The organism is Salinibacterium sp. SWN1162 (assembly GCF_015864675.1).
Lineage (GTDB): Bacteria > Actinomycetota > Actinomycetes > Actinomycetales > Microbacteriaceae > Rhodoglobus.
In genome coordinates this window covers 56173-73728 of the sequence record NZ_JADYWT010000001.1, presented here as the reverse complement: position 1 = coordinate 73728, position 17556 = coordinate 56173, and the positions used below count along the sequence as shown (strand labels likewise).

The 17556-nt window shown below is 63.4% G+C and carries 16 protein-coding genes; 8 read left to right on the top strand and 8 right to left on the bottom strand.

Annotated features, from left to right (window positions below; all coding sequences use genetic code 11):
- Positions 1 to 9: 9 nt before the first annotated feature.
- The gene (locus I6E58_RS00355; RefSeq protein WP_197129141.1) at positions 10 to 2685 is read left to right on the top strand and encodes an alpha-L-rhamnosidase; all 2676 of its coding nucleotides are present in this window, start codon (positions 10 to 12) and stop codon (positions 2683 to 2685) included.
- 36 nt (positions 2686 to 2721) lie between these two features.
- On the opposite strand, the gene I6E58_RS00350 is transcribed toward I6E58_RS00355, so the two are convergent.
- A complete protein-coding gene (locus tag I6E58_RS00350; protein WP_197129137.1) occupies positions 2722 to 3639 on the bottom strand; it encodes an NAD(P)-dependent oxidoreductase in 918 nt (305 codons plus the stop codon).
- Positions 3640 to 3771: 132 nt separating this feature from the next.
- On the opposite strand from I6E58_RS00350, the gene I6E58_RS00345 reads away from it, so the two are divergent.
- Positions 3772 to 6342 carry a LuxR C-terminal-related transcriptional regulator gene (locus I6E58_RS00345; RefSeq protein ID WP_197129134.1) on the top strand — a complete coding sequence of 857 codons (2571 nt, stop codon included), beginning with the start codon at positions 3772 to 3774 and terminating at the stop codon, positions 6340 to 6342.
- 43 nt (positions 6343 to 6385) lie between these two features.
- Here the strand turns inward: I6E58_RS00345 and I6E58_RS00340 are convergent, their stop codons facing one another.
- The gene (locus I6E58_RS00340; RefSeq protein ID WP_197129131.1) at positions 6386 to 6877 is read right to left on the bottom strand and encodes a hypothetical protein; all 492 of its coding nucleotides are present in this window, start codon (positions 6875 to 6877) and stop codon (positions 6386 to 6388) included.
- A gap of 95 nt (positions 6878 to 6972) precedes the next feature.
- On the opposite strand from I6E58_RS00340, the gene I6E58_RS00335 reads away from it, so the two are divergent.
- Entirely contained in the window at positions 6973 to 7413 is a 441-nt protein-coding gene (locus I6E58_RS00335) for a nitroreductase family deazaflavin-dependent oxidoreductase (protein ID WP_197129128.1), read from the top strand.
- Between the two features lie 37 nt (positions 7414 to 7450).
- Here the strand turns inward: I6E58_RS00335 and I6E58_RS00330 are convergent, their stop codons facing one another.
- Positions 7451 to 7825, bottom strand: a complete 375-nt coding sequence (locus I6E58_RS00330) for a CrcB family protein (protein ID WP_197129125.1) — start codon at positions 7823 to 7825, stop codon at positions 7451 to 7453.
- A complete protein-coding gene (locus I6E58_RS00325; protein ID WP_129072826.1) occupies positions 7822 to 8403 on the bottom strand; it encodes a CrcB family protein in 582 nt (193 codons plus the stop codon). The genes I6E58_RS00330 and I6E58_RS00325 overlap by 4 nt, the downstream gene beginning before the upstream one ends.
- Before the next feature lie 90 nt (positions 8404 to 8493).
- Between I6E58_RS00325 and I6E58_RS00320 the strand changes: the two genes are divergently transcribed.
- Together I6E58_RS00320 and I6E58_RS00315 are read left to right on the top strand one after the other, a co-directional pair.
- The gene (locus I6E58_RS00320; RefSeq protein WP_129072827.1) at positions 8494 to 9852 is read left to right on the top strand and encodes a TrkH family potassium uptake protein; all 1359 of its coding nucleotides are present in this window, start codon (positions 8494 to 8496) and stop codon (positions 9850 to 9852) included.
- Entirely contained in the window at positions 9845 to 10543 is a 699-nt protein-coding gene (locus I6E58_RS00315; RefSeq protein ID WP_231595097.1) for a TrkA family potassium uptake protein, read from the top strand. The genes I6E58_RS00320 and I6E58_RS00315 overlap by 8 nt, the downstream gene beginning before the upstream one ends.
- 92 nt (positions 10544 to 10635) lie before the next feature.
- On the opposite strand, the gene I6E58_RS00310 is transcribed toward I6E58_RS00315, so the two are convergent.
- Positions 10636 to 11280 carry an alpha/beta hydrolase gene (locus tag I6E58_RS00310; protein ID WP_197129122.1) on the bottom strand — a complete coding sequence of 215 codons (645 nt, stop codon included), beginning with the start codon at positions 11278 to 11280 and terminating at the stop codon, positions 10636 to 10638.
- An 85-nt stretch (positions 11281 to 11365) separates the two neighbouring features.
- Between I6E58_RS00310 and I6E58_RS00305 the strand changes: the two genes are divergently transcribed.
- The 3 genes from I6E58_RS00305 to I6E58_RS00295 are packed head-to-tail and all read left to right on the top strand — an operon-like array spanning position 11366 to position 14804.
- Positions 11366 to 13033, top strand: a complete 1668-nt coding sequence (locus I6E58_RS00305) for a circularly permuted type 2 ATP-grasp protein (protein ID WP_197129119.1) — start codon at positions 11366 to 11368, stop codon at positions 13031 to 13033.
- Entirely contained in the window at positions 13027 to 13959 is a 933-nt protein-coding gene (locus I6E58_RS00300) for an alpha-E domain-containing protein (protein WP_197129115.1), read from the top strand. The genes I6E58_RS00305 and I6E58_RS00300 overlap by 7 nt, the downstream gene beginning before the upstream one ends.
- On the top strand, positions 13956 to 14804 hold the full coding sequence (locus tag I6E58_RS00295; protein WP_197129112.1) for a transglutaminase family protein: 849 nt from the start codon (positions 13956 to 13958) through the stop codon (positions 14802 to 14804). Before I6E58_RS00300 ends, I6E58_RS00295 begins: the two co-directional genes overlap by 4 nt.
- Before the next feature lie 62 nt (positions 14805 to 14866).
- Here I6E58_RS00295 and I6E58_RS00290 read toward each other — a convergent pair whose 3' ends face one another.
- From I6E58_RS00290 to I6E58_RS00280, 3 genes are all read right to left on the bottom strand, one after another.
- Positions 14867 to 16204, bottom strand: coding sequence for an MFS transporter (locus I6E58_RS00290; RefSeq protein WP_197129109.1), 1338 nt, complete (start codon positions 16202 to 16204; stop codon positions 14867 to 14869).
- Entirely contained in the window at positions 16201 to 16617 is a 417-nt protein-coding gene (locus I6E58_RS00285; protein WP_197129106.1) for a MarR family winged helix-turn-helix transcriptional regulator, read from the bottom strand. The genes I6E58_RS00290 and I6E58_RS00285 overlap by 4 nt, the downstream gene beginning before the upstream one ends.
- Positions 16618 to 16683: 66 nt before the next feature.
- Positions 16684 to 17400 carry a hypothetical protein gene (locus tag I6E58_RS00280; RefSeq protein WP_197129105.1) on the bottom strand — a complete coding sequence of 239 codons (717 nt, stop codon included), beginning with the start codon at positions 17398 to 17400 and terminating at the stop codon, positions 16684 to 16686.
- Positions 17401 to 17556: the final 156 nt, after the last annotated feature.

The following is a 17556-nucleotide window of genomic DNA, read 5'->3' as shown; positions in this document are numbered from 1 at the left end:
CCCCCACCTTTGGCATTCCTACCGACTTTTGATAAGTCTGATGATCAACTTCGGGCAACGCACCTGCGGACCCAGTACACCGACGACCTGATCGGCGTACCGCGAACGGGGCTGCGCTTGACCTGGTCGCTCGAAGGCGAACAAGCTGCGGCGGTACTCGGGTACCAAATTTCCTGGCGCAACGGCAACGGCAACGGCAACGACACCGAAGAGTTGGTGACCGACCCGACCGAGGGTGCAGGGACATCCGGAGTTCTCGCTCCCGGGGGAGACCTTCCCGCTGCGGGGGTGCGTCACTTTCGCGTTCGCGTTGCAACAGCCGCCGGCTGGACCGCGTGGAGCAGCGAGCTCGCCGTCGAAGCAGGCGTTGACACTCTCAGCGCGGCCGTCATTAGCGTGCCAGCCCCACTTGCCGGCGTCTCGCCGTACTTCCGCCGCTCGCTCACGCTGGCCAGCAAGCCCGTGCGGGCGCGGTTGCGCGTGAGTTCGCTCGGCGTTCACGAACTCGCAATCAACGGCACTCGCGTCGGAGAAGAGCACCTCTCTCCAGGCTGGACCGCCTACCAAGAACGCATCGTTGTCGCGACGCACGACGTCACCGCTTTACTCACGGAAGGCGAGAACGTGCTCGGCGCGATGCTCGGCGACGGGTGGTACCGCGGCCGCCTCGGCTGGCGCGACCGCGACGCGATCTACGGCACCGAGTTGGGCCTCATCGCTCAGCTCGAGGTGGAGTTCGCCGATGGCAGCCGTGAGGAGTTCCGCACCGATGACTCGTGGCGAGCATCCACGGGCGAGGTCACGGCGTCGAGCATTTATGACGGCACCGACATCGACTTCTCGTTGGAGCCCACCGGCTGGAGCAGCCCCGGATTCGACGACAGCGCGTGGAGCGCCGTGCAGGTTCTGGATGTCGACCCGGCACTCTTCGTTCCCCGCATTGCGCCCCCGATCCGCACCATCGCCGAATTTTCGATGACCACGGTCTCCACCGGAGAACGCACCGTGCTCGACGGCAGCCAGAACATCGCGGGCTGGGTGCGCTTGGTGGTTCGCGGCAAGAAGGGCGATACCGTCACGGTTCGCCATGCAGAGGTGCTCGAGCCCGACGGCGCGCTGCACGTTGCGGCGCTCCGCTCGGCGAAGGCAACAGACACCTACGTGCTCGACCGCGACGGCGAGCACACGCTCGAACCGCGCTTCACCTTCCACGGTTTCCGGTACGCGGATGTGCTGGGTAATGTTGAGATCGTCAGTGCGGTCGGCATCGCCATCAGCTCCGATACCCCGCGCCGCGGCCACTTCGAGAGCTCACACACCGCGCTGAACCGCTTGCACGAGAATGTGCTCTGGTCGCAGCGAGACAACTTCGTTTCAGTTCCGACCGACTGTCCCCAGCGCGATGAGCGCATGGGGTGGACGGGTGACGCCCAAGCCTTCGCCATGACCGCCAACACTATCTTCGACACCGAAAGCTTTTGGCGCTCCTGGCTTCTCGACCTTGAGATTGATCAGGATGATGACGGTGCGGTCGCTGCCGTGGTGCCCAACATGCTCATCGACTCCGACTTCCTTCTCGATGGCGTTCCGACGTCGATCATGGGGCGTGCTGGGTGGGGCGATGCGGCGACAATCGTGCCGTGGTCGATCTACGAGTCCTACGGTTCGACCGAAGTTCTCGAGCAGCAGCTCTCGAGCATGCGCCGCTGGGTGGAGTACTTGGCCAACTGGGCGGGCGACGGCATCGTGCTGTCGACCGAGTTCCAGTTCGGTGACTGGCTCGACCCTGATGCCCCGGGCGACCGTCCGTGGGAAGCCAAGGTCTCGGCGGACTTCGTGGCGAACGCGTTTTACGCGCACTCGGCTCGACTGCTTGCTCGCTCTGAGCGCTTGGTCGGTGACGCGGACGAAGCCACGCGGATTGACGCGCTCGCTGATGCCGTTGCGGCCGAGACGTGGAAGCGCTGGGGAACCGACGCGCGCAACAGCGCCGCCGGACTTGCGATGGCCATCGAGTTCACGATTGCGCCCGTTGCTGAGCATGAGACTCTCGGAAACGAGCTCGCTCAGCTCGTGCGGGACACCGCCGGTCGCATCACGACCGGCTTCCTCGGCACTCCATTGGTCTTGCCGGCGCTGACGCGCACGGGCCACAACGACGAAGCATTCCTCATGCTGCTGCGCCGCGATGCTCCGTCGTGGTTGTACCAGGTCGACCGCGGAGCCACGACGATTTGGGAACGCTGGGATGCCATCCAGCCCGATGGTTCGATCCATCAGGGCGACATGGACACGGGCGACTCGATGATCTCGTTCAACCACTATGCGTATGGCGCAGTAATTGACTGGGTTTACCGCACGGTGGCCGGCATCGCTCCCGACGCAGAGCGCCCCGGTTACGAACTCGTGCATGTCGCTCCGCGCCCGGCAGTGGGAATCGACTGGGCACGAGCCTCTGTCGAATCGCGCGCCGGTGAAGTTGCCATCGACTGGCGTCTCGAGAACGATTCGCTGCTGGCTACGGTCACGCTTCCCATGGGAAGCACCGGCCTACTGGATGCCCCAGTCGGCGATTCATCGGTGATCACCGTCGACGGCGTCACGGTAGAGAACGGCGTCTCGTTAAGTGCCGGAACTCACGCCATCGTTGTCACTCAGCCGGTGATTGCTCAGCCCGCTAGCTAGTAGTACGGAGTGGTCGGGCGTTAGCGGGGTAGACCGCTAGCGCCCGTCGATCACCACGTGCGCGAGCGCTTCACCGGCTACTAGGCGGCGAACTTGCTCGCGCATCACGGCATCCACTCGGGCGTGCATCGCTGAGGTTGCCCCGCCGATGTGCGGCGTGATGGTCACACCGGGGATCGACCAGAGCGGGTGGTCGCTGGGTAGCGGCTCAGGGTTGGTGACGTCGAGCGCTGCTCGAACGTGGCCAGCGGATGCCGCCGCCACGAGCGCGTCGGTGTCGACGATTTTGCCTCGAGACACATTCACGAGCAGCGCGCCGGGTTTCATGGCGTCTAAGAAGGCGGCATCGACGAGCCCCGTGGTGGCTTCGTTGAGGGGCACGGCAATAGCGACGATGTCGGCGCGGGCCAGCAAAGCGGGCAGTGCATCCATCGACTGCACGGCTCCGCGTTCGTCACTGCGATTGGTGCGGGCGACGCGCACAACGTTGGCCTCGAAGGGTGCCAGCTTGTCGGCGATCTGGTTTCCCACGCCGCCAGCTCCGACAATCACGACGGTCTTGCCGGCGACACCGGGCTGTTCGTGTTGGCTCCAGGTGCCGGTCTGCTGGTTCGCAAAGTGCTCGGGAAAACCGCGCTGTTCCGAGATCATCATGCCGACGGCGAGTTCCGCGGTGGAAGATTCGTGCACTCCCACAGCGTTGCAATAGGTGATGCCCGCGGGCAGGCGGCCCTGCACGCCGTCGTACCCGAGCGATTGCGATTGAAGCGCGGCGACGTCTAGGCCGGCAAACCCTCTCAGGCCGCCGGAGGCACCCAGGTAGCCCAGAAGGGCCAAGTCAATGTGCCGTGGCGGTGCGCCATCGGCGAGAGCCCACACAATCACATCAACGTCGGACAGTTGCGGCGCCAATCGGTCGAACGTCTGCTGGTCGGGAAGAGCGATAGTGATCATGGCGCAGGTCTCCTGAACAAGGCGGTGGGCAACAGCGTATCCAGCATGCCTCACGCAATCGTTATTTAGTCCGCAACACCCGGCCGCTATGCTGGCGGCGACGTCGACTATTGCGTGCAGGAGGGGGACATTATGGCTCGCTGGCCCGTTCTCCCTCGCGAAAGTGAGCGGGATGCTGTGCTCGCGGCCCTTCGCGGCCCGCATTCGCGGTCGGTCATGTTGCGCGGCCCGAGCGGCGTCGGCAAGACAACATTGGGCGCCCACATCTCGCATGCACTGCGCGCCGACGGCCGAACCGTGATCCCCATAATCGGTCTCGCTGAGCTGGCGGAGGTGCCGCTCGGTGCCCTCGCTCCCGTGCTGGCCAGCGCCGGTAGGCACGATATCGAAAGCGTGAGCGATCGGGTGCAAGCGCTCGTCGGAGTGGTGGGGGAGAACCCGCACAAGTTCGTCCTCGTCATCGATGACGCTCCGCTCTTGGATGCCGTCTCGGCCGGGGTGCTCTACCAACTGGTGCGAGTCTTCGGCGTCACGACGCTGCTCACCGCTCGCGACTCGCACGAGGTCGACGGCCCCATCGCCCGGTTATTGCACGAAAATCTGATCGACATTGTCGAGCTTGAAGGCTTGAGCCTCGAACACAGCCAGTCGATCCTCCAACAGTATTTAGGGGGCACCGTGCGCCCCGAGAGCCTTCGCGCCCTGTTCGAGGCGAGCCGCGGTAACCCACTGATGCTGCGGGAACTGATCTTTGCGGCGGGGCGAGCGGGCGGCATCCGCACCGGCGATTTTGGTGTTGAAGTATCGGTGGCCACGCTGCCGAAGCACGTGCGGGCCACCATTGCAGACCGCGTGGAGCAACTCGCTTCCGCTCCGCGCCGATTGGCGCAACTGATCGCGATCGCGCAACCGATCCCTCGCTCGGTAATCGCTGCCGACGAAATCGACGCACTGGCTCATCTCACCAGCGAGGGCATCGCCGAGGATGCCGGCACCGAGGCCACGCCGCTCGTGCGCCTGGCTCACCCGCTGTTTGCCGAGGCGCTCACGATCGATCTCGAACAGGCCGCGCGTGCCGAGCTTGTGAAGGACATCGCCGGGCGACTGATGCCGATGCACGATCAGCAACTGCGCTTCACCGCGACCGTGTTGCTGACCACCACTGATGCCGAAATCAGTAACGATGATCTGGATTGGGTGGCCAGCTACGCGCATGCGGCTGGCGACCATGCGGTGGCGGCTTCGCTCGCAGAACGGGCTCAGCTCGCCGAACGCCGTTTTGCTCCCGAACTCGTTCTCGCGAGTGCCCTCTCGGCGCTGGCCGAGTCCGAGCGCTCGTCGGTTGTTTTCGAGTCCGCTATCGCGCTGTCACGGGACGAGGAACAGCGTGCCATCGCTCTGGCCCGCTGGGGACAGCACATGGTTTATCGCCTCTCCCGACCCTCGGATGCCGTCGATCGCGTGACGTGTGAGCTGTCGAGAATGGATGCGGGCGCCCAAGCCGTGCTGCGACCGGAACTCGCGAAATGGCAGCTCATGACCGGAGACGCTCATGCCCTGACCGAGGTCGCGGGCCCGGTATCGCCCGACGGCGGACTCGGCGCTGTGAACGCCGGGCTCACGGCCGCCATGATCGCGACAATGGCCGGCAATCCGGCCGACGCGTTTGCGGCAATTCTGCAGACCCGCCCCTTGGCCGACGCCTACCGGTTCGAAGCTCCCTTTGCCGGTTCGCTGCTCGACCTTTCCGAGTTCTTGGCGCTCGTTGCTGATGCCGAAATTGGCCGTGCTCGTGATTTCGCAACTCAGCGCCGCCTCGACCGCTTTGCCGACTCTGCGGGAGTGTGGTCGTATGCGCTGGCCATCGTGCGCCTGCACGAAGGGCGCGTCGGTGATGCCCAAACTCTCGCTTCGCTCGCGGTCGAACAGCTCAAGTGGCGTGACTTCACCGGGCTCTTGGGCACCGCCGTAGCCCTTCACGCCACCGTCGACGCGCAACTGGGCGATCCCGAAACGGCACGCGAATTGCTCTCCGAGGTTTCCCCCGAACAGGCGGGTGACGCCAAAGTCATTCTGCAGCGCGCGGAGTGTGAGGCCTGGTTGCTCGCCGCCGAAGGCCGCCATGACGAGGCCGCGGGCGTCATCGTCGCGGCCGTCGCCGAGGCGATCATGCTCGGTCACTTCCTGCTGAGTGCCCTCACACTGACCGTGGCGATCCGGGTCGGGCATCCGGCTGCCGCGCTCGAACAACTGCAACTGCTGACGCAACTATCGCCGTCACCGCTGATTGCCCGCATCCGGGAATGGACCGAAGCGGCAGCGGCAGCGGATGTTGCCCGCCTCTGTAAACTCGCGCCTGCTCTTGCTGCCTCGGGAGTGGCTGCGCTCGCGGTCGACGGCCTTCTCGAAGGTGCGCGTGTCGCGGCCAAGGCAGACCGCCGCGAGTGGGAGCGTAAAGCCACGCTGCTCGCCCGCCGCCTGGCTGCCGACATGGATCGCGTACCGGGCGAGGTACCCGCCGATGAGCTCACCGAGCGGGAGTGGACAATCGCTCGAGCCGCTGCCGGTCGAAGGCGAAGTCGCGAAATTGGCGAAGACCTCGGGCTTTCCGTTCGCACCGTTGATAACCACTTAGCCCGCATCTATCGCAAGCTGGGCGTCAAAGGTCGGGTGGAACTCGAAGAAGCTCTTTCTGAGCTTTAGTGGTGGTGCCCTTTTTAGTGGGCGCCGCCACCGGCGCTAGTTTTTACTCCTCATTGGCCGTCAGAATCATGTTCACGAGAGTTCCATCTTCTTCGTTCGTGCCCCACGAGTACTGAACGATCCAGCTGTCGCTCTCGAGACCGTACATGACCCCCTCGTCTCCCAGCGAGAATTCAGAGATCATTTCAAAGCCACTCGAGACGAGTGCTTCGTAGCCTGCCTCGGCTGCCGCGTCGGAGTCCACCTGAATCGTGGCGCTGTAGCCATCGTCGATGCCGAGCGAGAAGAGGATGTTGCCATCGGGGGCGGGAACTTCTGCCGGCCACGACTTGGGCAACGATCCTCCGGAACCATCCCCATCAACGTCGACGTCTACTCCCGTAGCGCCCTCAATCGCGTTCTCCACGGTGTCCTCGATGAGGTTATCGGTGAAGCTCTCGAGGGGGTTGGCGAAGCAACCGGAGAGGGAAAGGCTGAGGCCGGCCGCGATTGCGATGGCGGTTGCGCTTGTGAGCGCGCGCTGTGAAGTGATCATGAGACCAGTAAAGCCCTCACACCCACGCGAGCGCGTGAGTAGAAACTACCTATCTCTGAGTAATGTCTTCAGGCGCCGGAAGGTAACGTGGAAGCATGCCGCTAACAGGAGAATACGAACCCAGCACGTCAGAGTGGGCCCGCAACCAGGCCGACGTTTTCGAAGCCAGCAATGGGCACGAAGGCAACCTCATGCGAGACATGCCGATCATCGTGCTGACCACGGTTGGTGCCAAGTCTGGCAAGCTGCGCAAGACCGCTCTCATGCGGGTGGAGCACGACGGCCACTATGCCGTTGTTGCCTCCTTGGGCGGGGCTCCCAAGCATCCGGTCTGGTTCTACAACATCGTTTCCAACCCGCATGTCGAACTGCACGATGTGGGCTTCAAGGGCGATTTCGAGGCGCGAGAAGTGACCGGCGACGAAAAGGCGCTCTGGTGGGAACGCGCGGTTGCGGCCTACCCCGATTACGAGGATTACCAAGCCAAGACTGAGCGCGAGATTCCCGTCTTCGTGTTGGAGCCGATCAGCGCCTAAGCGAGCGGCTGGGTGCTGCGCTCTGACTCAGCTGCGGCTAGAGCGCCCGCCCGAGCATGAGCCCGAACGCCGCCATCAGCACGGCGACGGCAAGCATGCCGAACGAGTTGAGAATCGCGAGCCACACGCGATTCTCTTGCAGCAGCCGCAGAGTCTGAAAGCTCGTCGTGCTGAACGCGGTGAAGCCACCCACCATGCCGACGCCAGCGTAGAGGCCAAGCTCTTCGGGCACGAAGTGGCCCGCTGTCATACCCGTGATGAGGCCGAACAGAAACGACCCGGTGATGTTGATGATCGACATCGCCACGGGATAGTTGGTGCGGATGCGGCGGTGCACGAATGCATTCACGGCCAGGCGCAGGGCGGCGCCGAGTCCGCCCGCGACGGTGATGAAGAGCGCTCCGATGATCATCGAACCAACCGTTCGTGTTGGCGAATAATGCGGAACCAACTCTTCGATGTGAAGACGCCCAGCCACACGGCTCCCGCTCCGGCAATGAGCGTTGCGCTGCCGTAAGCAACGGCGAGCAGCACGTGATGGCGTTCCGAGACGATCACAATGTCGATCGCGAGCTGCGCGTAGCTGGTCAGGGCGCCCAAGAAGCCAACGGCGGTGAGGAGGCGGATGACGCGCATCCGTCTCGATTCTTGGCGTTCGGCCAAGGTTTGAAGCAGTAACCCGAGCAGAAACGGCCCCGCCACGTTCACGATGATCGTGCCGAGCGAGAGCGTCTCCCAGATCGGGGTTGTCTGCGCGATGATGAATCGCACTGCCGCACCGAGACCGCCGCCGAGAGCGGCAAGCGCGAGATGCCGGGGGCGGATGCGGATCATCTCGGGCATGCCCACGACGGTGCGAGTGATCTCGATGTCGCTGTTCATCGGCAAGCGAGCCCGCAGGCGACGTCGCCAGCGGGGGAAGTGCCACGGGCGGCGCACGGGCGCTCGAAGCTCCTCGGCCTGCGTCCGGTCGTCCGGGGCGTGGGGCACGGTGAGATCTCCGGTCGTTGCGGTGGTTGATGTTAAGCGTAGCGAAAGAAAACCGTACGACTTTGCCCGAAACAGGCGTACTGTATCCCGGTGCACAACATCCTTCGCGGGACAGGGAGCAAGCGAAAACTGGTTCACCCAGCGCAGCTCACTCTTCTCGGGTTTTTGATTGGTATCGCAGCGGGCACAACCCTGCTGGCGCTACCCATTTCGCGTACCGGTCCGGGTGGCGCAACCCTCGTGGAGGCGTTCTTCACCGCGGTCTCCGCGATGTGTGTGACCGGCCACGTGATCGTCGATACGTCGACCTACTGGACGGGCTTTGGCCAAGTCGTCATCATGGTGCTGATCCAGGTCGGCGGCTTCGGCGTCATGACCTTCGCCTCCATCATCGGTATCGCGGTTGTGCGAAGACTGTCGCTGCGTTCGCGCATTACGGCCGCCGCCGAAACCAAAAACGTGGGCTTTGGAGACGTGCGCAGCCTCGTTCTTGGTGTGCTCAAGATTTCGCTCGTCATCGAGGGCGTCGGCGCACTCATCCTCTTCTTCTGGTTTTTGCTGCGCTATGGCTACAGCGTGGGGGAGGCGGCGTGGTTTGCACTCTTCCACGCGGTGTCGTCGTTCAACAACGCGGGCTTCGCGCTCTTCAGCGACAACATGATCTCGTTCGTTGACGACCCGGTGGTCTCACTCACACTGTGCGCCGAGATCATCCTGGGCGGCCTCGGCTTTCCTGTGATCGTTCAACTGCTGCGCTTTGGGGGTAACCGCCTCAAGTGGAGCATGAACACGCGCATCGTTCTCGCGGCGACTCCGCTGCTGCTGGTCGCTGGCGCCGCCTACATCACCCTCATCGAATGGAACAACCCCGCCACCCTCGGCCCGCTCGACTGGCCTGCCAAGCTTTTGGCTGGCTTCTTTCAGTCGGTCCAAACTCGCACCGCTGGCTTCAACAGCGTCGATATCGGCGCCATGAGTGAAGCAACACAGTTCGGGATGACCGCGCTCATGTTCATCGGCGGCGGCCCCGCCGGCACTGCCGGCGGCATCAAGGTGACGACCTTCGCGGTGCTGTTCTTCATCCTCCTCGCGGAGGTTCGTGGAGACGGCGTCGTGAACGTCTTCGGTAAGCGACTGTCGCGCGCGGTGCACCGCCAGGCGATCGCGGTGGTCTTGCTCTCGGTCGGCGTTGTCGCGACATCCACGGTGACCATCATGTTGCTCTCCGGGCTGCCGCTCAGCCCCGTGCTGTTCGAAACAGTGTCGGCCTTCGGCACAGTCGGCCTCTCGGAGGGCATCACGCCCGAGCTGCCCGTGGCCGCGCAACTTATCTTGGCCGTGCTCATGTTCGTGGGCCGCCTTGGCCCCATCGGTTTCGCTACCGCGCTTGCTCTGCGTGAGCGCGCTGTCCTGTATGAACTCCCCAAAGAAAGGCCGATCATTGGCTAAATTGCGTATGTTCTCTGGTTCGGATGCCGCTACCGTGGCCGCCGCAGATTCTGTGGCGGTCATCGGGTTGGGGCGTTTCGGTCGCGCTCTGGCGCTGGAGCTGATGGCTAACGGCACCGAAGTGCTCGGCATCGATTCGGATGAGTCGATCGTGCAAGAACTCAACGGGCAACTCACTCACGTGGTCGCCGCCGACTCCACCCGCGAGGAGGTGCTGCAGCAGTTGGCGGTGCCCGAGTTCGATCGCGTGGTCGTGGCGATCGGCAGTGACATTCAGGCGAGCATCCTGACGACGTCGCTGCTGTTGCGGTTCAATGTGGCGCACGTCTGGGCCAAGGCCGTCAGCGATGCGCACGGCACTATTCTCGAGCAGCTCGGCGTGAGTCACGTGATCTACCCCGAGAAGGAAATGGGGCGTCGCGTCGCTCACCTCGTGCGGGGATCGATGCAGGACTACCTCGAGATCGGCGATAACTTCTCGCTCGTCAAGATGGCGCCGCCCGCCGCGATTATTGGCAAGACGCTGGGGGAGTCGCGCGTGCGGTCAACGGCGGGAGTCACCGTCACGGCTGTTCGCCCGCTCGGCGGCACCTGGACCTACACCGACGAGAAAACCGTCATTGCCGCCGACGACACCATTCTCGTGTCAGGCCCGACCAACAAGGCCGAAGCCTTCAGCTTGCGCCGTTAGAGCGCGACGCAGCGTTTGCGCCGTTAGGCCCGGGGTTCCGGACGCAGCAGCAGAGCAGCACGGCGGCCTCCTGCTAGAGCAGCGGCCTCCCGCTAGCGCAGCGAGCTCAACCAGATTTCGCAGAGTGCCTGCCACGCTTCCGCCGGCGTTCCCTCGGCGAGGCCAAGCCCGTGCTTGCCGTCGGAGAACACGTGCAGTTCGTGACGCACGCCGGCCGCCGCCAGCGCGGCAGCGAGCGGGTACGAGTGCTCGTCTACAGGCACGGGCGCGTCAGCAGCCGTGTGCCAGATGAACATGGGTGGAGTAGCGGGCGTCACTAACAACTCAATCGAGGTGTCCTGACGAAGGTAGTCGTTGGCATCCAGCCCGATGAGTTCTTCGCGAGACCCGGCGTGCGTGGGTGTCACCATGCTGACCACGGGGTAGCCGAGCACGGCAAAGTCGGGGCGTTCGTTGTCTTTCGCGACGGGGGCGACGGCGGCGTGGCCAGCCAAATGGCCGCCGGCAGAGAAGCCCAAAACGCCCACGAGTGGGGCCCCTAGTGCACGTTCCTTCGCAATTTCAGACTGAATTGCCAGCAACGGGGCGGGATGCTTCGTGCTCACGGGGTACTCGACGACGCGAGCATTCCAGCCGATTGACCGCAACCAGGCAGCAACCGGCTCGCCTTCGTGGGGTGCGAGGCGCGAATACCCTCCACCGGGGAGAACGAGAATTGTGGGGAGGTGTGCAGCCATTACTTAACTGTAAATTGTGCAAGACATTTCGGTGGAATCAACGCACGTGCGAGCGAAAATGCTTCAATCGGCCTAGTGTCTGTACATGGCAGATTTGTTTGACGGATACACATCAGGCGCCTCCAAACGCACCGGACCAGCCGCGTGGGATGAGATGTTCTCTGCCGAGGGCGCGGTACGTCGCCCCTACCGCGAGATTCACGACGCGCTGGCGCAAATGACGCAGGAAGAGCTGCGCGGCCGCACTGAAGCACTCGCCGACAGTTACCTCGCTCAGGGCGTTACTTTCGACTTTGCTGGCGAAGAGAGACCCTTTCCTCTGGATGCAGTTCCCCGAGTTATTGACCTCTCTGAGTGGAAACAGGTCGAGTCGGGAATCAAGCAGCGTGTTCGAGCGCTCGAGGCATTCTTGGCGGACATTTACGGGCCCCAGAATGCCATCAAAGATGGTGTGATTCCAGCTCGGATGATCACCTCATCCAGCCACTTCCATCGTCAAGCGGCGGGAATCGACCCCGCGAATGGCGTTCGCATTCAGGTCAGCGGTATCGACCTCATCCGCGACGAAGTGGGTGCGTGGCGCGTTCTCGAAGACAATGTGCGCGTGCCCAGTGGTGTGAGCTACGTGATCTCGAACCGTCGAGTCATGGCCCAAACGCTTCCCGAACTGTTTGTCTCGATGCGGGTTCGCCCCGTCGGCGACTACCCCCACAAGCTGCTGCAGGCATTGCGCGCCAGTGCTCCTGGTGGGGTGGAGGAACCCAACGTTGTTGTGCTCACTCCGGGTGTCTACAACTCGGCGTACTTCGAGCACACGCTGCTCGCCCGCCTCATGGGCGTTGAGCTCGTGGAGGGTCGAGACCTGTTCTGCTCCGGCGGTCGAGTCTGGATGCGCACCACCGCCGGTCCCACTCGGGTCGACGTGATCTACCGCCGAGTTGACGACGAGTTCCTCGACCCGCTGCAGTTCCGTGCCGACTCCATGTTGGGTAGCCCGGGCATGATGCTCGCCGCTCGCCTCGGAAACGTGACGATCGCCAACGCGGTCGGAAACGGTGTTGCCGACGACAAGCTCGTGTACACGTACTTGCCCGACCTCATCGACTACTACCTCGGCGAGAAGGCGATCATTCCCAACGTCGATACCTGGCGGCTCGAAGATCCGGGGGCACTCGAAGAGGTGCTCGACCGGCTCGATGAGCTCGTCGTGAAGCCCGTGGATGGCTCCGGCGGTAAGGGCTTGGTCATCGGCCCGGCCGCAACAAAGCCAGAGTTGGAAACGCTCCGCAAGCAGCTTCTCAAGGACCCGCGGGGCTGGATCGCGCAGCCCGTGGTTCAGCTGTCGACGATCCCGACCGTGATTGATGACGGCATGCGCCCGCGTCACGCCGACCTTCGCCCCTTCGCCGTCAACGATGGTAACGATGTGTGGGTGCTGCCGGGTGGCCTCACCCGAGTCGCGCTGCCCGAGGGCCAACTGGTCGTCAACAGCTCTCAAGGTGGCGGTTCGAAAGACACGTGGGTGGTGGGTCGCGAGAAGGTCGCCGAATCCGACAGCACCGTGCAGGGGCTCGTCGAGCGCCAGGCCGATACGGAGGCAATTACCGTCATCACGCCAGAGATGCTGCTCGAAGCCGGGATTCATGAGGATCACGTCGAAGATCAAGACAACACGCGAACGCTTACCCAGCGCCAACGTCAAGAAGAGCAACAACAACAGAGTGTCGACACCGAAGGAGGTCAATCATGCTGAGCCGCATCGCAGAATCACTGTTTTGGATCGGTCGCTACATTGAGCGCGCCGACGGTACCGCACGCATCCTCGATGTTCACCTTCAGCTGCTTCTCGAAGATCCTTGGATCGAAGAGGATGACGCCTGCCGCGCGCTCTTGAGCGTGATGGGCAGCGAGGCTCCGGCCGACGTCACGCTCACTCGCGGTGACGTGCTCTCGATCCTCGCGGTCGACCGCACCGAACCAGCCTCGATCGCCTATTCGCTCGGCGCCGCTCGCGAGAACGCGCGTCGTGCTCGCGAGATCGTCTCCACCGAACTGTGGGAGTGTCTCAACACCACCCAGACGCGGATGCCGCGCCGCATTTCCGGAGACAAAGTCTCTGACTTCTTCTCCTGGGTTCGCGAGCGCTCCGCTCTGGCCGTGGGCATCGTGGAGTCCGCGACGAGTCGGGACGAAGCCTGGCAGTTCTTTACTCTCGGTCGCAGTCTCGAGCGTGCGGACATGACGGCACGACTCTTGGCGACGCGAAGCCTCACCGAAGCCAGCGGTCCGTCGTGGACTACGATTCTGCGGTCCTGTGGCGCGTATGAGCCCTACTTGCGCACGTACCGTGGTGTGCCGAGTGCGAGCAACGCCGCCGAGTTCTTGCTGCTCGATCGACTCTTCCCGCGCAGCATCATCTTCTCGGTGACGCGGGCGGAGGACTGCATGCGAGAGCTCGAACCTCACCGCACAAATCGCGTCGGCGTGAACGACGCCGCCCAGCGGCTGCTCGGCAAGATTCGCAGTGAGTTGGAGTATCGGCCGATTGCCGAAATCTTGGATGACCTGCCGCACCACATGGATCGGGTGCAGGCGGCAACGAGTGCGGCGTCGGAGGCAGTGCGTCAGCGCTACTTCCCCACGAATGCTGCTCCCGAGTGGGTTGGAGAGATCTCATGAAGCGTCTACGGATCGTCCATTCCACCGGTTTCAGCTACGGCGGCGAAGTTACGGCGTCGTATAACGAAGCCCGGATGCTGCCCGCCAGTGTCGAGAGCCAGCTCGTCTTGTTCTCCAACCTCGACATTCTGCCGCTCTCGAGCCAGAGCAACTACGTCGACTACTGGGGTTCGCGCGTTGCCTCGTTCGAGGTGCTGACCGGGCACAAAGAGTTGTCGTTGACCGCCACGAGCCTCGTCGAGGTTCATGAGCGCGAGCACGACTCGGAGTGCATGTCGTGGGCCGATCTGCATGCGGCCGCCGAGCTTTCGATGGATGCGGTTGAGAACCTTAGCCAGACGCGTCGTACCGAGCCGCCAGCCGAGGTTGTCGCGCTCGCGAAAGACATTGCGGCGAAGTCCGAAGACGCCTGCGAGAGCGCTCTCGAAATCGCGAAGGCCATCGGTAACGCCATCCAGTACATGAGTGGTGTCACCGGTGTGGCTACCACCGCCACGGAAGCGTGGGCCGGAGGCAAGGGTGTCTGCCAAGACATCGCTCACCTGGCGCTCGGCGCTCTGCGTTCGGTCGGCATCCCGGCTCGTTATGTTTCTGGTTACCTCCACCCCAAACCCGATGCTGCTATCGGCGAGAAGGTCACGGGCGAATCCCATGCGTGGATCGAGTGGTTCTGCGCCGGGCAGTGGCGCGGCTATGACCCCACGAACCTCATCGACATTGGCGATCGGCACGTGCTGGTGGGTCGCGGTCGCGACTACAACGACGTGCCGCCGCTCCGTGGTGTGTACGCGGGGCCGTTCGGTTCAAAGCTGTTCGTGAGCGTGGAAATCACTCGCGAGGCCTAAGCGGCCATAAGCGATAACGACAGAGAGGGGCGGATGCTGCGAGCATCCGCCCCTCTCTGCGTTTAGCTAGTGCGGCGAGTGGTGGTCTCGACGATCGCGATCTCTTGCGTCGCGAGTTCGCGTTCTTCGTCGGGCGTGGGCTCAGGTGGGAAGCGCAACCGGAGACGGAAGCGGCTTTCGGGAACGCGGCCGACCCGCATCCCGCGACTGTAGAACAACCAGATGAGCGCGGCGGCTGCGGCGAGTAGGCCCGAAAGGGAGCCGATGCCGAGGGCCCAGCGAGCGCCGAGTTCGTTGGCGGCCCAGCCGACGATGGGGGCGCCAATCGGGGTGCCCCCGGCGAAGATCGCGAGATAGAGCGCCATGACTCGGCCGCGCATGATCGGTGTCGTGGAGGTTTGAACGTAGGCATTGGCGGTCGTCATCATCGTCAGCGACGAGACGCCGACGATCGTGAGGGCGGCGCCGAAAGTCCAGTAACTGGGGGCAAGAGCGGCGATCATGCACGCGATGCCGAAGAAGGCGGAGCCGACCACGACAACACCCAGGCGGGCGCGCTCGCGGCGAGCGGCCAAGAGTGAGCCGACGATTGCGCCGACGGCCATCATCGACGAGAGCAGGCCGAACTCTGCTGCGCCCTTGCCGAACTCGGTGGTCGCCATGGTGGAGATGAAGACGGGGAAGTTGAAGCCGAAGGTGCCGACCAGGAAAACCATGACGAGCACGATCAGGATGTCTGGCCGATTGCGCACGTAGCGCAGCCCATCCCGAATCTGGCCCTTCGCTCGGCCAAGCTTGGCCACCGGGTAAAGCTGGTTGCGGCGGATGAACCACAGCGAGGCGAGAACGCCCGCAAATGAGGCGGCGTTCACGAGGAACACGGGTCCGGAGCCGATCGCCGCTACGAGCACCCCGGCGATGGCGGGGCCGATGAGGCGTGCGCTCTGGAACGACATGGAGTTGAGGGCGACCGCGTTCGGCAGGTCTTTGTCGCTCACGAGTTCCGAGACAAAGGCTTGGCGAACGGGCGCATCGATCGCGGTCGCGACACCCAGAAGCAGCGCGAAGACGTACACGTGCCACAGCTCGACGTGGCCGGAGATTACGAGGATGCCGAGGCCGAGCGCCAGAATGAACTGGCTGAACTGCGTCCACAGCAACACGACGCGGCGGTCGAAGCGGTCGGCGATGATGCCGGCGATGGGCATGAGCAACAGCAGGGGACCGAACTGCAGCGCCATCGTGAACCCGAGAGCCGCGGCATCGTGGTCGGTCAGTTCGGTGAGAACGATCCAGTCCTGGGCGGTGCGCTGCATCCACGCGCCGGTGTTGGAGACGATCGCACCAATCGTCCAGAGCCGATAGTTGAAGAAGCGAAGTGAGCGGAACATTGCGCTCACGAATTGGCCAACTTCAGTAGAACGGGAATCGCGGCGTGGAGGGCGGCGTGCTCGTCGGCCGAGAGAGTCGAGAGTTCGGCAGCGAACCATTCGGCGCGGCGCTGGCGAGTCTTGTCGACCAGCTCGATGCCGGCATCCGTCGCTTCAATCAGTACCTTGCGACCGTCGTCGGGCGAGCTGGAGCGCGTGATGAGGCCCTCGTCGCTGAGGCAGTTGACGGTGCGGTTCATCGAGGGCGGGGTGACGCGTTCGTGTTCGGCGAGGGCGGCGAGAGTGCTGCCGCCGTGCTGGCTGAGCACGTAGAGAACAGAGAGCTGGCTGTCGCTGAGGGTGTCGTCGTGGCGTTGCTGCCGGATGCGACGGGCGATGCGCATGAAAGCAATGCGGAGTTCGTCGTCAAGTTTGTCAGGCATATTCGTTAGCCTAGCAAATTAGTCTTGCTAACGACTTTCGTGCTCCTGGAATGAGCCAGTGGAAATTTAGATCCAATTGTCCCGGGCATTCACTGACGTGAGCGTGAGGAGAATCTGGCCTCGGTAATCCGCTCTTTCAGAGCTGTACACGAGGTCGGTGACAGCGAGTTTAAGTCGCCTCATCACCTCGAGCGCTGCTTCCGGGGAGTGCCCAGCGATCCACGGACCGTGCAACTCGCCGTAAAGGATGAGTGCCAACGTGAGGGCTGATCGCTCGCTGAGCCCAAGCGGGGCAGCTTCCTTTCCTAAATCGAGGTAGGAGTTGATCTCTTCGCTCAGCTCGGCTCGCACGCGAATTCCTTCGGGCGTCAGGAGATCCCGTGTGATGAACGCGCCACCTTGTGTCAGGAGCCCCGCAGCGGTCAGGCGTTCGTGGAGCTTTCCCGTCGGCATGGAGTCCAACAAAGACTCTGTGAGCCGAGGTTTGCTTTGTTTGTGCAGCGCCTGCCACAGCGGCAGAAGGAGAGGATTGCGCGGCTCGTTGAGGCCCACGCGCGCCGTGGAGGTGCGACGCCTGTTCTGAATTCGGGGGAATTCTATGTTCTCGATCACAATGGATTCGTCATCCGCGAGCTCCATAAGCATTGCAGCGGCCTCTGTGCGCTCCGGACGTCCAGCGCAGGTTTTGTTCTGCCGAAGTCGTTCACCGGTGACCGCTGCGTAACACGCCACCAGCGAGACGGACTCGGCCAGGCTCAGATCATGCGGCGCAGGAGTAGCCATGTAATTCCTTTGGGATGCAGGCGTCGAGGAGTCGAGCAATCTCCACGTTAGCCGATCGTGGAGATCTCCTTCGGGGAGGCCGCGAGGGTTATCCGTTGCTGTAGTGGATTCTCTCCGCTTGGAGAACAGCGGCTATTGTTTCGCGGCTCTGGGGCG

What these genes read in the sequence shown, in the direction of transcription:
- I6E58_RS00350 (WP_197129137.1), bottom strand. Translation starts at nt 3,639, where the DNA reads ATGATCACTATCGCTCTTCCCGACCAGCAGACGTTCGACCGATTGGCG.
- I6E58_RS00345 (WP_197129134.1), top strand. Translation starts at nt 3,772, where the DNA reads ATGGCTCGCTGGCCCGTTCTCCCTCGCGAAAGTGAGCGGGATGCTGTG.
- I6E58_RS00340 (WP_197129131.1), bottom strand. Translation starts at nt 6,877, where the DNA reads ATGATCACTTCACAGCGCGCGCTCACAAGCGCAACCGCCATCGCAATC.
- I6E58_RS00335 (WP_197129128.1), top strand. Translation starts at nt 6,973, where the DNA reads ATGCCGCTAACAGGAGAATACGAACCCAGCACGTCAGAGTGGGCCCGC.
- I6E58_RS00330 (WP_197129125.1), bottom strand. Translation starts at nt 7,825, where the DNA reads ATGATCATCGGAGCGCTCTTCATCACCGTCGCGGGCGGACTCGGCGCC.
- I6E58_RS00310 (WP_197129122.1), bottom strand. Translation starts at nt 11,280, where the DNA reads ATGGCTGCACACCTCCCCACAATTCTCGTTCTCCCCGGTGGAGGGTAT.
- I6E58_RS00305 (WP_197129119.1), top strand. Translation starts at nt 11,366, where the DNA reads ATGGCAGATTTGTTTGACGGATACACATCAGGCGCCTCCAAACGCACC.
- I6E58_RS00300 (WP_197129115.1), top strand. Translation starts at nt 13,027, where the DNA reads ATGCTGAGCCGCATCGCAGAATCACTGTTTTGGATCGGTCGCTACATT.
- I6E58_RS00295 (WP_197129112.1), top strand. Translation starts at nt 13,956, where the DNA reads ATGAAGCGTCTACGGATCGTCCATTCCACCGGTTTCAGCTACGGCGGC.
- I6E58_RS00285 (WP_197129106.1), bottom strand. Translation starts at nt 16,617, where the DNA reads ATGCCTGACAAACTTGACGACGAACTCCGCATTGCTTTCATGCGCATC.
- I6E58_RS00280 (WP_197129105.1), bottom strand. Translation starts at nt 17,400, where the DNA reads ATGGCTACTCCTGCGCCGCATGATCTGAGCCTGGCCGAGTCCGTCTCG.